General features: G+C 73.5%; 11 protein-coding genes and 1 pseudogene. 7 read left to right on the top strand and 5 right to left on the bottom strand.

From position 1 onward, the window contains the following. Positions 1 to 30 precede the first annotated feature (30 nt). Positions 31 to 894, bottom strand: a complete 864-nt coding sequence (locus ACGF1Z_RS05050) for a hypothetical protein (protein WP_392999968.1) — start codon at positions 892 to 894, stop codon at positions 31 to 33. Between the two features lie 274 nt (positions 895 to 1,168). Between ACGF1Z_RS05050 and ACGF1Z_RS05045 the strand changes: the two genes are divergently transcribed. Both ACGF1Z_RS05045 and ACGF1Z_RS05040 read left to right on the top strand, forming a co-directional pair. Beyond that, the gene (locus ACGF1Z_RS05045; RefSeq protein ID WP_392999966.1) at positions 1,169 to 2,140 is read left to right on the top strand and encodes a GlxA family transcriptional regulator; all 972 of its coding nucleotides are present in this window, start codon (positions 1,169 to 1,171) and stop codon (positions 2,138 to 2,140) included. 56 nt (positions 2,141 to 2,196) lie between these two features. Continuing rightward, complete coding sequence (locus tag ACGF1Z_RS05040) at positions 2,197 to 2,838, top strand: DJ-1/PfpI family protein (RefSeq protein ID WP_392999964.1); 642 nt, start codon at positions 2,197 to 2,199, stop codon at positions 2,836 to 2,838. 12 nt (positions 2,839 to 2,850) lie between these two features. Here ACGF1Z_RS05040 and ACGF1Z_RS05035 read toward each other — a convergent pair whose 3' ends face one another. Then, positions 2,851 to 3,594 (bottom strand): enoyl-CoA hydratase/isomerase family protein, encoded by a 744-nt coding sequence (locus ACGF1Z_RS05035; protein WP_392999962.1) that lies wholly within the window; start codon positions 3,592 to 3,594, stop codon positions 2,851 to 2,853. A gap of 332 nt (positions 3,595 to 3,926) precedes the next feature. Between ACGF1Z_RS05035 and ACGF1Z_RS05030 the strand changes: the two are divergent. Continuing rightward, a pseudogene (locus tag ACGF1Z_RS05030) lies at positions 3,927 to 4,373 on the top strand (ATP-binding protein); the annotation flags it as partial. 79 nt (positions 4,374 to 4,452) lie between these two features. On the opposite strand, the gene idi reads toward ACGF1Z_RS05030, so the two are convergent. The 3 genes from idi to ACGF1Z_RS05015 form a co-directional block, all read right to left on the bottom strand. Next, positions 4,453 to 5,061 (bottom strand): isopentenyl-diphosphate Delta-isomerase, encoded by a 609-nt coding sequence (idi, locus tag ACGF1Z_RS05025; protein ID WP_392999960.1) that lies wholly within the window; start codon positions 5,059 to 5,061, stop codon positions 4,453 to 4,455. 140 nt (positions 5,062 to 5,201) lie between these two features. Beyond that, positions 5,202 to 6,455 carry a GNAT family N-acetyltransferase gene (locus ACGF1Z_RS05020; RefSeq protein WP_392999959.1) on the bottom strand — a complete coding sequence of 418 codons (1,254 nt, stop codon included), beginning with the start codon at positions 6,453 to 6,455 and terminating at the stop codon, positions 5,202 to 5,204. A 190-nt stretch (positions 6,456 to 6,645) separates the two neighbouring features. Further along, positions 6,646 to 7,587: a cation diffusion facilitator family transporter gene (locus tag ACGF1Z_RS05015; RefSeq protein ID WP_392999957.1), complete on the bottom strand. Its 942-nt coding sequence runs from the start codon at positions 7,585 to 7,587 to the stop codon at positions 6,646 to 6,648. Between the two features lie 415 nt (positions 7,588 to 8,002). Here ACGF1Z_RS05015 and ACGF1Z_RS05010 point away from each other — a divergent pair, with 415 nt between their 5' ends. Genes ACGF1Z_RS05010 through ACGF1Z_RS04995 form a run of 4 tightly spaced genes read left to right on the top strand, consistent with a single transcriptional unit; the run spans position 8,003 to position 12,441 of the window. Continuing rightward, on the top strand, positions 8,003 to 9,853 hold the full coding sequence (locus ACGF1Z_RS05010; RefSeq protein ID WP_393000332.1) for a DUF5941 domain-containing protein: 1,851 nt from the start codon (positions 8,003 to 8,005) through the stop codon (positions 9,851 to 9,853). Further along, positions 9,850 to 10,599, top strand: coding sequence for a sugar phosphate nucleotidyltransferase (locus ACGF1Z_RS05005; RefSeq protein WP_392999955.1), 750 nt, complete (start codon positions 9,850 to 9,852; stop codon positions 10,597 to 10,599). Before ACGF1Z_RS05010 ends, ACGF1Z_RS05005 begins: the two co-directional genes overlap by 4 nt. Then, a complete protein-coding gene (locus tag ACGF1Z_RS05000) occupies positions 10,587 to 11,648 on the top strand; it encodes an iron-containing alcohol dehydrogenase family protein (RefSeq protein WP_392999953.1) in 1,062 nt (353 codons plus the stop codon). Before ACGF1Z_RS05005 ends, ACGF1Z_RS05000 begins: the two co-directional genes overlap by 13 nt. Beyond that, positions 11,626 to 12,441 (top strand): CDP-alcohol phosphatidyltransferase family protein, encoded by an 816-nt coding sequence (locus ACGF1Z_RS04995; protein ID WP_392999951.1) that lies wholly within the window; start codon positions 11,626 to 11,628, stop codon positions 12,439 to 12,441. The genes ACGF1Z_RS05000 and ACGF1Z_RS04995 overlap by 23 nt, the downstream gene beginning before the upstream one ends. Positions 12,442 to 12,447 lie beyond the last annotated feature (6 nt).

Raw genomic sequence — 12,447 nt, 5'->3', positions numbered from 1 at the left:
CCCGCGCCCGCCGGCGGCCCTGTGCGGAGGCTACGCCTTGCCGGTCAGGTCGCCCGGGAACGCGCCCGCTCCGACGGCCGCCACCAGGAAGCCGCGGGCCAGCTCGGTGAGCCGGGCCACGCCGTCCGCGCCCAGGTGCTCGTACGGCGCCGCGTCCAGGCGGTCGGTCTCGTCCTCCAGGGCCTCGCGCAGCGCGACGCCCATCTCGGTCAGCTCGCCCTCGGCGTCGAGCAGCCCGCGCTCGCGCAGCCGCTCCCGGGCCGCGTCCCAGTCGGCGCGCCCCCAGCCGCGGGTGCCGAGCACCCAGCGCGGGGCCATGCCCTTGCCGGTGGCGGTGTGGCTGGCGAGCGCCTCCACCGGGTCGAGGCCGGCGCTCACCAGGGCGACGAGGTGTCCGTCGCCGCGGTGCTCGCGCAGCAGGGTGGTGGCGTGCCACAGGCGCAGGTGCGGGGCGTCCGGGACCGGCAGGTCGGCGTTGGCGGCGTACAGCGGGCGGGCGTGCCGGGTGCACGCCTCGGTGGCCCGCAGGGCGAGCTCGGCGGCCTCGGCCATCTCGGGCGAGGCGATCGCGTCCTCGCCGAGCAGCCGGCGCAGCGTGCCGTCCACGGCCCGCAGCCGGGCGTCGAGGACCTCGGCGGGGGAGGCGACCGCCCAGACGCCGGGCAGGCGCCGGGCGAGGAAGGCGTGGTTGTAGTTGTAGAACGTCGCGGCGACCGTTCCGGCGCCCACCGCGCCGAGCGGGGCGCTGCGCGCGGCCAGCCGCTTCGCGCTCGCATCCTCGATGCCGAGCCGCCGGAACTCGGCGTCCAGGTCCGGCGAGAAGAACAGCGTCGCGTGCAGCAGGTTCACGGGGTGGGCGCAGCGGCGGCCCGCGCGGTGCGGCAGGTTCGTCATGCTGCCGCACATTACCTACTGGTCGGTACGGCGGGAATCCCCGGGCCGGCCGGGCCCGGTGCCGCAGGCCGGATCAGGCCGCCGCCCGTCCGGGGACCCGCGGAACGTCCGGCACGGAGCCGGAGCAGGAGCAGGAGCCGGGCACGGCCGGCCGGCCCCGGCTCCCGCAGGCCGCCGCCGGTCGGGAAGCGGTGTCCCCGGCGGCCCCCGCCGTGGCAGAAAAGGTGGGGAGCTCGTCATTGCGGCCCTACCCGGCGCCGCCAAGGATGAATTCATGACGCAGCGACCCGTCCTCGTCGTCCTCTTCGAGGGCGTGCAGAGCCTCGACGTCACCGGCCCCGTGGAGGTGTTCGCCGGCGCCGCCCGTGCGGCCGGCCGGCCGGACGCCTACCCGATCCGTACGGCCTCGCTGGACGGCGGCCCGGTCCGCAGCCACAGCGGACTGCGGCTGCTGCCGGACACCACGCTCGCCGCCGCCGTCGCCGACGGGCCCCCGCACACCCTGCTCGTGCCGGGCGGCGAGGGCACCCGCGCCCCCGACCCGGCGCTGATCGCGTGGCTGCGCGGGCACGCCCCGGACGCGCAACGGCTCGTCTCGGTCTGCACCGGCGCGCTGCTGCTGGCCGATGCGGGGCTGCTCGACGGACACCGGGTGACGACCCACTGGGTGGCCTGCGACCAGCTGGCCCGTCGTCACCCCGAGGTGGAGGTGGACCCGGAGCCGATCTTCGTCCGGGACGGCCGGCTCGCCACCTCGGCCGGGGTGACCGCGGGCATCGACCTCGCGCTCGCCCTGGTCGAGGAGGACCTCGGCCGGGACGCCGCCCTGACCGTCGCGCGCCACCTGGTCGTGTTCCTGCGCAGGCCGGGCAACCAGGCGCAGTTCAGCGCCCAGCTCTCCGCGCAGACCGCCCGCCGGGAACCGCTGCGCGACCTGCAGCACTGGATCGCCGAGCACCCCGAGGACGACCTGTCGGTGGAGGCGCTCGCCGCCCGCGCCCGGCTCTCGCCCCGGCACTTCGCCCGGGCCTTCCAGGCCGAGACCGGCACGACCCCCGGCCGCTACGTGGACCGCGTACGCCTCGAACACGCCCGGCGGCTCCTGGAGGAGTCGGTCCAGGGCGTCCAGGAGGTCGCCCGGGCCGCCGGATACGGCACGCCCGAGGCGATGCGCCGCGCCTTCGTGAAGGCGCTCGGCACCGCCCCGGCGGACTACCGGCGCCGCTTCCACGCCCCCGTCGAGTGACGTACCGCCGAAAGGCCCCTCCACCTCACCCCATCCGCATCGGACAGAGGAGCACCATGCAGATCGCCGTTCTGCTCTACGACCGTTTCACCACGCTCGACGCCGTCGGCCCCTACGAACTCCTCGGCCGGCTCCCCGGAGCCGAGACCGTCTTCGTCGCCAAGGAGCCCGGCCCGGTCCGCAACGACCAGGGCAGTCTCGCGCTGGTCGCCGACAAGGCGCTCGGGGACGTGCCGCGGCCGGACATCGTCCTGGTCCCCGGCGGCCCCGGCTCGCGCGAGGCCATGCGCGACCGGGAGATCCTCGACTGGCTGCGGAACGCCGACGCCACCAGCACCTGGACCACCTCGGTGTGCACCGGGTCCCTGGTGCTCGCCGGGGCCGGGCTGCTGACCGGGCGCCGGGCCACCAGCCACTGGCTCGCCCTGGACGACCTCGCGCCGCTGGTCGCCGAGTCCACCGGTGAGCGGGTGGTCTTCGACGGCAAGTACGTCACGGCGGCCGGGGTCTCCTCCGGCATCGACATGGCCCTGCACCTGCTCGGCCGGATCGCCGGCGACGCGACCGCCCAGACGGTCCAGCTGCTCACCGAGTACGACCCGCAGCCCCCGTACGACGCGGGCTCGCCGGCCAAGGCCCCGGCCGCGATCGTCGAGCACTGGCGCGGCCAGGCCGAGAGGGTGCTCGTCCAGGAGTGACGGGAGGGGGTGTCAGAGGCCGTACGTGAAGCAGGGCGGGCGGCGTTCCAGGAAGGCGGCGACGCCCTCGGCGGTGTCGCCGCTCCCGCGTGCCTGTTCCGCCCAGTGCGCGTCCCGGTCGGTGCGGCCGTCGGTGAACTCCTTGGCGGCGGCCTGGGTCAGCAGCGAGCGCGAGACGAGGGTGCGGGTGTACTCGGCGACGCGCTCGTCCAGGGCGCCCACCGGGAGCACCTCGTCGACGAGCCCGGTCCGCAGCGCCCGTCCGGTGTCGATCAACTCGCCCGAGAACAGCAGGTGTTTGGCGGTCGAGGGGCCGACGAGGGAGGCGAGGCGGCGGGTGGACGAGGCCGGGTAGACGATGCCGAGCTTCGCCGGGGTCACGCCGAATCGGGTGCCCTCCTCGGCGAACCGCAGGTCGCAGGCGGCGGCGAGCTGGCTGCCGCCGCCGACGCAGAAGCCGCGGATCGCGGCGAGGGTCGGCTTGGGGAAGGCGGCCAGCGCCTCCTCGGCCAGGACCGCGAGGGTCTGCTGCTCGTCGCCGGGTTCGCGCAGGGTCGAGATGTCGGCCCCGGCGCAGAAGGTCTCGCCCGCGCCGGTCAGGACCAGGGCGCGTACGGCCGGGTCGGTGGCGAGCGGCGCGAGCAGCCCGGGCAGGGACCGCCACATGCCGGCGGTCATGGCGTTGCGCTTGGCGGGGTTGGCGATCACGAGGGTGGCGACCTCGTCGACGACGCCGACGGTCAGCTGGGGCTCCATGCGCCGGATGGTAACCGGGCACCCTCCCGCCACGACCGGCAAGGGGTGCGCGGAGGGCTCGCGCGGGCCTGCTCGCTCCCGCCCGTGCCGCGGTCCGGGGCCCGTCGGGAGGCAAGCGGGGCGCCGTATCCTCCATATGGTCACATCGGCGACCCGTCCTCCGAAGTCGTCAGCAGAGGATCAGGACCAGTCGAACAACTGACGTTGGCATACTCACCTGATCAGAAGTCGGTCGATAAGTGTCGACTTCTGGTCAGTATCCCGAGGCGTACCTGCCGATTCCCAAGACTCGACCTGTGGCGACAATCGAGCACGAGGGTGGGAGCCGGACTATGGAGAGCCGCGGGAGCGTCCCCGCCCGGCCACCGTCCTACGAAGGAGTCTGGCGGTTCACCGCTCCCGCGGTGGACGTGTCCGTGCCGCAGGCCCGGCACGCCGTACGCGACCTGCTGGTCCGCCAGCGCGTCCCCGTCCACGACGACACCGTCCAGGGACTGCTTCTCATCGTCTCCGAACTGGTCACCAACGCGGTGAAGCACGCCGCGCTGCTCTCCCCGGAGATAGCGGTGGAGGTGGCCATCGGAGCCGAGTGGATCCGGGTGTCCGTCGAGGACAACCATCCCTACCGGCCCAAGGCCCTGGAGGCCGACTGGGGCCAGACCGGCGGCCGCGGCCTCCTGCTGGTCCGGGAGATCGCCCTGGAGTCGGGCGGCGCCTGCGACGTGGAGCACACCGCGAGCGGCGGCAAGATCATCTGGGCGGCGCTGCCCCTGAACCCCTTCGTACCGGGTCAGGCGCCGACCGGACCGGTGCTGCCGAACGCGGTGCCGGGGCCGTTGCCCGGCACCGCGCCGGAGGTCACCAGCCCCCGGACGGACCCGTCAGCTCCTTGACGGCCGGACGCGCCGCGTCGAGCACCGTCATGAACCAGGCGGAGAACGGCGCGGCCGCGTGTCGCTCGGCGAGCTCGGCCGCGGTCACGAAGACGGTCTCCTCGACCTCTTCGGGATCCGGCTGCGGCGCGGCCTGCACCAGGCCGACGAACAGGTGGTTGAACTCCTGCTCCACCAGGCCCGAGGCCGGGTCCGGGTGGTTGTAGCGGACCGTTCCCGCCTCGGCGAGCAGCGAGGGCGAGACGCCCAGCTCCTCGAAGGTGCGCCGGGCGGCGGCGGCGAAGGGCGCCTCGCCCGGGTAGGGGTGGCCGCAGCAGGTGTTGGACCAGACGCCCGGGGAGTGGTACTTGCCGAGCGCCCGCCGCTGGAGCAGCAGCCGGCCCGTCTCGTCGAAGAGGAACACGGAGAAGGCGCGGTGCAGCTGCCCCGGCGCCTGGTGTGCGGCGAGCTTCTCCGCCGTACCGATCGTGACGCCGTCCTCGTCGACCAGTTCGAGCATGATCGGAGCCTCGTCCCCGACCGGCCGGACGCCGTTCGAGGAGCTCTGGGCCACGGTGGCTGATGTGCTCGGCATACCCATCCTTCGCTTCGGTCCTCGCCCTGAGGGGCCACCTCAGTCTGCCGTACAAAAGCGGCTTGTCCGTACTTCGGCGGCCGGACATGACCGCTCCCACCGCACCGGAGTACACCCGGCGCGACGGGAGCGGCCGCCGCTCAGACCCCGAAAGCCGCCGGATACGAGATCGTGCCCCTGGTCACGGGCCCGGAACCGGCCAGGTCGAGCGCCATCATGGCCTCGTCCGGGACCTCGAAGGCTGGCTTGATCCCATACGCGGACGCACGTACGAATCCGAACCGTGGGTAGTACTCCGGGTGGCCGAGCACCAGCACGAGCCGCTCGCCGCGCAGCCGCGCCGCGTCGAGCACCGCCCGGACGACGGCCTGGCCTGCGCCCGTCCGCTGGTGGGCGGGCGCCACCGCGACCGGTGCGAGGGCCGCCGCCGGGACCCCGTCGACGTGGCAGCGGGTGATGAGCGCGTACGCGGCGACCGTGCCGTCCGGCGTCTCCGCCACGTACGACATGCCCGGCAGCCAGGCCGCCTCGTCGGCGCGCAGGGAGTCGACCAGGCCGGCCTCCGCGGCGGTCGGGAAGGCCGCCGCGTTGATCTCCCGTACGACGGGGACGTCGGCGGCGGTCTCCTCCCGGGTGCGCCACCGCGGGTCGGCCGGCCGCAGGACGAAGCCCGCGTAGCCGTAGTCACCGCCGTGCGCGCGGCGCAGCGCGATCTCGGCCCGCGCCCCGGCGACGGCCTCGGCCATGCCGGGCAGCGCGGTGTCGGCCGCCTCGGCCCGCGCGTGGAGCGGTCCGTAGTACTCGTCCCAGTCGCCCTCCGGCTGGAGGACGGTGCCGAGGACGTGGTAGCCGGCCGCGACCGCCGCGGCGGCGTTCTCGGTGACGGTACGGAGCGGGTAGTGCTCCTCCCAGAAGGCCCGGGGCTCGGGAGCGGGGTGCTCGGTCGTCCACACGCACTCGGTGAGGACGAGCGTCCCCCCGGGTGCGAGCAGTCGGCGCCACTCCGCGAGCGCCCGGTCGAAGCCGATCGCGAAGGCCGAGCTCTCCGCCCAGATCAGGTCGAAGGAGGCGTCGGGTAGCCCGGGAGCGCCCATGTCGGCGCGCAGGGTGCGGACCCGGTCGTCGAGCCCGCGGGCGGCCGCGGACGCCCGCAGCTCGGCCAGGAACGGCTCGTGCAGGTCGACGGCGGTCACCTCGGCGCCCGCCTCGGCCGCGAGCAGCAGCGCGGAACGGCCGGGGCCGCAGCCGAGATCGAGCACGCGCGGACGCGCGGGCAGCGGGCCGGCGAGCGCGAGCAGCCGGCGGGTGGTGGTGTCGGAACCGGGGCCCTGCCGCGGCAGACCGTGGTGCAGGGCGAAGAAGGCGTCGTGAAGCGCCTGGGTGTTGTCGGACAACGTGGGAAACCCTTGGGTGAGGGGGTCCCGGCCGACGGCGGACGTGCGAAGCGTCAGGTCAGCCGGAGACCCGGTAGCTGAGGGACGACCGGGTGCCGCCGCTGCGGGCGGCCTCCATCGCGACGGTCATCAACCTCAGCTCCTCTCCCTGCTCACGTGCGTACGGCACCAGGTTAGCAACCCGTCCCCGTCAGAGGCAGAGCCCGGCCTCGTGCTCGGCATGACCGGCCGGCTCCAGCTGGAAGGTGCAGTGCTCGACGTCGAAGTGGGAGCCCAGGCATCCCTGGAGGTCGTGCAGCAGCTTCTCGTGGCCGACCGCGTCCAGCACGTCCTGCGCCACGACGACGTGCGCCGACAGCACCGGCATGCCCGAGGTGATCGTCCAGGCGTGCAGGTCGTGCACGTCCTCGACGCCCGGCAGGGCCAGGATGTGCGCCCGCACCTCCGCCATGTCGACCCCCTTGGGCGCCGACTCCAGGAGCACGTCCAGGGTCTCCCGCAGCAGCTTGACCGTGCGCGGCACGATCATCAGGCCGATCAGGATCGAGGCGATCGGGTCCGCGTACTGCCAGCCGGTGAGCAGGATGATCGTGGCGGAGACGATCACCGTCACCGAACCGAGCGCGTCGGCGAGCACCTCCAGATAGGCGCCGCGCACGTTCAGGCTCTCCTTCTGGCCGCGCATCAGCAGCGAGAGGGAGACGAGGTTGGCGACCAGGCCGATCAGCGCGAAGGCGATCGCCAGTCCGCCGCGGGTGTCGGCCGGCTCCAGGAAGCGCTGGACCGCCTCGTAGAGGACGTAGCCGCCGACGCCGAGCAGCAGCAGACAGTTGGCCAGCGCGGCGAGGATCTCCGCCCGTGCGAAGCCGAAGGTGCGGTTGCCGGTGGGCGGCCGGTTGGCGAAGTGGATGGCGAGCAGTGCCATGCCGAGGCCGAGGGCGTCGGTCGCCATGTGGGCCGCGTCGGCGATCAGGGCGAGCGAGTCGGCGAGGACGCCGCCGATGATCTCCACCACCATCACGGAGAGCGTGATGCCGAGTGCGATCCGCAGTCGGTTCCTGTAGGCCAGGGCCGCGGTGCCCGTCGGCGGTGGCCCGCCGTGGCTGTGTCCGTGGTCGTGTCCAGCCCCCATGCCAAGGCCTCCCGGTCGTGTCGACGGTGTTCTCGGTGGTGTCCCCGATTCGCCAGTGAACTACGGGTGGGGGGTATGTGCAACACGGTACTGAACACCGTTGTCATATGCTCTGACCTGCGAGGATGTGAATCCGGCCGGAGGGGCCCGAAACCCCGGGCCACCACCCCCGCCGCCGCGGTTTGTGGGCCGGACCGCCGATCGCCCATGATGATCTCCCCAGTGCGTGCGCACCCGCGCGGACGCGCGGCGGCCCGGGGGAGGCCGTCCCGCGAAACCTCGGTGAACTCGCGCTTCCGTCATCCGATAGCCTCAGCCGACGTGCCGCCGCCCGGTGCCGGGCCGCATCACCGCGCCCGGGGCCGTGTCGTGGGCCCCGCCGGCCCGTCCGTCAGCTCCAAGGAGTGAGTTCGTCCTGTCGACCGCCATCCTCACCGGTCCGCCGGTACCCGGATCGTCGCTCGACGCCGATCTGCGGTCCCTCGGCTTCGCCGTCGAGGTCGCCTCCGGCCCCCATGAGACGGGCACCCTGCTCGCCGGCGTACCCGCCGGTCAGCGCGTCGCCGTCGTGGACCCGCGCTTCGTCGGCCACCTCCACGCCCTGCGGCTGGCCCTCACCGACCCCCGCTTCCCGGCCGCCGCCGCGCCCGGCGCGCTCACCGCACAGCCCGAGGCCCGCCCGGCGCTGGCCCGCGCGCTCGGCACGGCCGCCGCCGCGCCCGGTGGCCCCGGCACTCCGCACACGGTCGTCGACAGTCTCCCGGACACCCTCGCCGAGGCGCTCGCCGCCGACGGCGTCGCCGTCCACCGGCCGCAGCTCGGCACCCTCGTGGCCGCCGTGCCCGCCGACCCCGAGGCCCGCCACGAGGCGCGCAGCGCCGTCGAGGCGGTCGACGAGGAGGCCGTACGGCTCCGCTCCGCGGTCAAGGCCCACGACGGCTTCTTCACCACCTTCTTCATCAGCCCGTACTCGCGCTACATCGCCCGCTGGTGCGCGCGCCGCGGCCTGACCCCGAACCAGGTCACCACCGCGTCGCTGCTGACCGCGCTGGTCGCGGCCGGCTGCGCCGCGACCGGCGACCGCGCCGGCTACGTCGCCGCCGGCCTCCTGCTCCTGCTCTCCTTCGTCCTCGACTGCACCGACGGGCAGCTCGCCCGCTACTCCCTGCAGTACTCGACGATGGGCGCCTGGCTCGACGCCACCTTCGACCGCGCCAAGGAGTACGCCTTCTACGCCGGTCTCGCCCTCGGCGCCGCCCGCGACGGCGACGACGTCTGGGCCCTCGCGCTCGGCGCGATGGTGATCATGACGTGCCGGCATGTCGTGGACTTCTCGTTCAACGAGGCGAACAGCGGCGGTGCGGCCGCGGCGGGCGCCGCCACAGCGGCCGGGGCGAACGGGGGCGCCAGGAACGGCCTGGCGCTCTCCAGCCGGCTCGACAGCGTGGGCTGGACCGTCTGGGCCCGCCGCATGATCATCCTGCCGATCGGCGAGCGCTGGGCGATGATCGCCGTCCTCACCGCCACCACCAGCCCCCGGATCGTCTTCTGGGCGCTGATCGCCGGCTGCGCCTTCGGCGCCTGCTACACCACCGCCGGACGGGTCCTGCGCTCGCTCACCCGCAAGGCGCCCCGCACCGACAGCGCCGCCCGCGCGCTCGCCGACCTCGCCGACTCCGGCCCGCTCGCCGAGCTCCAGGCGCGCCTGCTGCGCGGCCGGACCGGCGTCGTCGCGCCGGTCTTCGTCGCCGCCCTCGGCGCCGTCGTGATGGTCGCCGGCGCACTGGCCCTGCCGTCCGGAGACGTACGTCTCATCCCGGTCGCCGTGATCTACGTGATGACCGCCGGCCTCGCCGTCGCCCGCCCGCTCAAGGGCGCCCTGGACTGGCTCGTCCCGCCCTTCTTCCGGGCCGCCGAGTACGTCACCGTGCTCGCGCTCGCCGCGAAGGCGGACTCCGCCCAGGCCCTGCCCGCCGCATTCGGGCTGGTGGCGGCGGTCGCCTACCATCACTACGACACGGTGTACCGCATTCGCGGCGGCACCGGCGCGCCGCCCGCCTGGCTGGTGCGCACCATCGGCGGCCACGAGGGACGCACGCTCGTGGTGACCGTTCTCGCCGCCCTGCTGGCGAACCGCGGCAACGACTTCACCGCGGCCCTCACCGCCCTCGCGGTCGCCGTGGGCCTCGTGGTGCTCGTGGAGTCCATCCGCTTCTGGGTCTCCTCCGGAGCACCCGCCGTACACGACGAAGGAGAGACAGCATGATTGGCCTCGTACTGGCAGCCGGTGCCGGACGGCGTCTGCGCCCCTACACCGACACGCTTCCGAAGGCCCTCGTGCCCGTGGACCGCGAGGGCGACGGCTCCCTGACCGTCCTCGACCTCACGCTGAAGAACTTCGCCGAGGTCGGCCTCACCGAGGTCGCGATCGTCGTCGGCTACCGCAAGGAGGCCGTGTACGCGCGCAAGGAGGCCCTGGAGGCCGAGTACGGCGTCTCGATCACGCTGATCGACAACGACAAGGCCGAGGAGTGGAACAACGCCTACTCCCTGTGGTGCGCGCGTGAGGTCCTCAAGCGCGGTGTGATCCTCGCCAACGGCGACACCGTCCACCCGGTCTCCGTCGAGAAGACCCTGCTCGCCGCCCGCGGCGAGGGCCGGAAGATCATCCTCGCCCTCGACACGGTGAAGAACCTCGCCGACGAGGAGATGAAGGTCGTCACCGCCGAGGGCAAGGGCGTCCAGAAGATCACCAAGCTGATGGACCCGGCCGACGCCACCGGCGAGTACATCGGTGTCACCCTCATCGAGGCCGACGCCGCCGAGGAGCTCGCCGACGCCCTGAAGGCCACCTTCGAGCGCGACCCCGACCTCTACTACGAGGACGGCTACCAGGAGCTGGTGAACCGCGGCTTCACCGTCGACGTGGCCCCCATCGGCGACGTCAAGTGGGTGGAGATCGACAACCACGACGACCTGGCGAAGGGCCGTGACATCGCGTGCCAGTACTGACCCGGCTCATTCCGTCGCCGGTCGTCGTCGACATCCGCGGAGGAGCGCTGGACGACCTGTCCGCGCTCCTCGCGGACCAGCGGATCTCCAGCAACGGGCGGATCGCCGTCGCCATCAGCGGCGGCTCCGGCCTGAAGCTGCGTGACCGCTTCGCCCCCGAGCTCCCGGACGCCGACTGGTACCCGGTCATGGGCGGCACGATCGACGAGGCCGTCAAGCTCGCCGACGCCATGCGCGGCAAGCGGTACGACGCGGTCGTCGCCCTCGGCGGCGGCAAGATCATCGACGTGACGAAGTACGCGGCGGCCCGGGTCGGCCTGCCGTTGGTGGCCATCGCCACCAACCTCTCGCACGACGGCATCTGCTCGCCGATCTCCACGCTGGACAACGACAACGGGCGCGGCTCCTACGGCGTCCCGACCCCGATCGCCCTGGTCATCGACCTCGACGTGATCCGGGACGCCCCGATCCGCTTCGTCCGCTCCGGCATCGGCGACGCGATCTCCAACCTCTCCGCCATCGCCGACTGGGAGCTCTCCCACCGCGAGACCGGCGAGAAGGTCGACGGCCTGGCCGCCGCCATGGCCCGCAGCGCCGGCGAGGCGGTGCTCCGGCACCCCGGCGGCGTCGGCGACGACGACTTCCTGGTCACCCTCTCCGAGGGTCTGGTCATGTCCGGCATCGCCATGTCGATCAGCGGAGACAGCCGCCCCTCCTCGGGCGCCTGCCACGAGATCAGCCACGCCTTCGACCTGCTCTACCCCACCCGCGCGGCCAGCCACGGCGAGCAGTGCGGCCTCGGCGCCGCCTTCGCCATGCACCTGCGCGGGGCCCGTGACGAGTCCGCGCTGATGGTCGCCACGCTGCGCCGGCACGGCCTGCCCGTCCTGCCCGAGGAGATGGGCTTCACCGTCGACGAGTTCGTCCGGGCGGTGGAGTTCGCCCCGCAGACCCGGCCGGGCCGCTTCACCATCCTCGAGCACCTCGACCTGTCCACCGACCAGATCAGGGACGCGTACGCCGACTATGCAAAACTCATCGGTAGCTGAGCACCGCCCGTCCACGCGGAAGCCGTCGGTGGCCGAGCTGCGCCCCGTCGTCCACCCGCCGGGTGTGAAGGACCGGCGGAGCGGCGAGCACTGGGGTGGCCGGCTCTACATGCGCGAGATCTCGCTGCGCATCACCCGGCAGCTGGTGACCACCCGCGTCACGCCCAACCAGCTGACGTACCTGATGACGGTGTGCGGCGTCCTCGCCGCCCCCGCGCTGCTCGTGCCCGGCATCTGGGGCGCGGTCCTCGGCGTGGTCATGGTCCAGCTCTACCTGCTGCTCGACTGCGTCGACGGCGAGGTCGCCCGCTGGAAGAAGCAGTTCTCGCTCGGCGGCGTCTACCTGGACCGGGTCGGCGCCTACTTGTGCGACGCGGCCGTCCTGGTCGGCTTCGGCCTGCGCGCCGCCGACCTGTGGGGCGGCGGCCGGATCGACTGGCTCTGGGCCTTCCTCGGCACCCTCGCCGCGCTCGGCGCCATCCTGATCAAGGCGGAGACCGACCTCGTCGGCGTCGCCCGCCACCAGGGCGGACTGCCGCCGGTCAAGGAGTCCGCCGCCGAGCCGCGCTCCTCCGGCATGGCGCTGGCCCGCCGGGCCGCCGCCGCGCTCAAGTTCCACCGGCTGATCCTCGGGATCGAGGCCTCCCTGCTGATCCTGGTCCTCGCGATCGTGGACCGGATCCAGGGCGACCTCTTCTTCACCCGGCTCGGCGTCGCCGTGCTCGCCGGCATCGCGATGCTCCAGACGGTGCTCCACCTGGTGTCGATCCTCGCCTCCAGCAGGCTGAAGTGAGGACGC

This window comes from Streptomyces sp. NPDC048018 (assembly GCF_043202995.1).
Classification (GTDB): Bacteria; Actinomycetota; Actinomycetes; order Streptomycetales; family Streptomycetaceae; genus Streptomyces.
The sequence above is the reverse complement of the archived record's forward strand: the minus strand, read 5'-3'. Positions and strand labels throughout refer to the sequence as shown.

What these genes read in the sequence shown, in the direction of transcription:
- ACGF1Z_RS05050 (WP_392999968.1), bottom strand. Translation starts at nt 894, where the DNA reads ATGACGAACCTGCCGCACCGCGCGGGCCGCCGCTGCGCCCACCCCGTG.
- ACGF1Z_RS05045 (WP_392999966.1), top strand. Translation starts at nt 1,169, where the DNA reads ATGACGCAGCGACCCGTCCTCGTCGTCCTCTTCGAGGGCGTGCAGAGC.
- ACGF1Z_RS05040 (WP_392999964.1), top strand. Translation starts at nt 2,197, where the DNA reads ATGCAGATCGCCGTTCTGCTCTACGACCGTTTCACCACGCTCGACGCC.
- ACGF1Z_RS05035 (WP_392999962.1), bottom strand. Translation starts at nt 3,594, where the DNA reads ATGGAGCCCCAGCTGACCGTCGGCGTCGTCGACGAGGTCGCCACCCTC.
- idi (WP_392999960.1), bottom strand. Translation starts at nt 5,061, where the DNA reads ATGCCGAGCACATCAGCCACCGTGGCCCAGAGCTCCTCGAACGGCGTC.
- ACGF1Z_RS05015 (WP_392999957.1), bottom strand. Translation starts at nt 7,587, where the DNA reads ATGGGGGCTGGACACGACCACGGACACAGCCACGGCGGGCCACCGCCG.
- ACGF1Z_RS05005 (WP_392999955.1), top strand. Translation starts at nt 9,850, where the DNA reads ATGATTGGCCTCGTACTGGCAGCCGGTGCCGGACGGCGTCTGCGCCCC.
- ACGF1Z_RS04995 (WP_392999951.1), top strand. Translation starts at nt 11,626, where the DNA reads ATGCAAAACTCATCGGTAGCTGAGCACCGCCCGTCCACGCGGAAGCCG.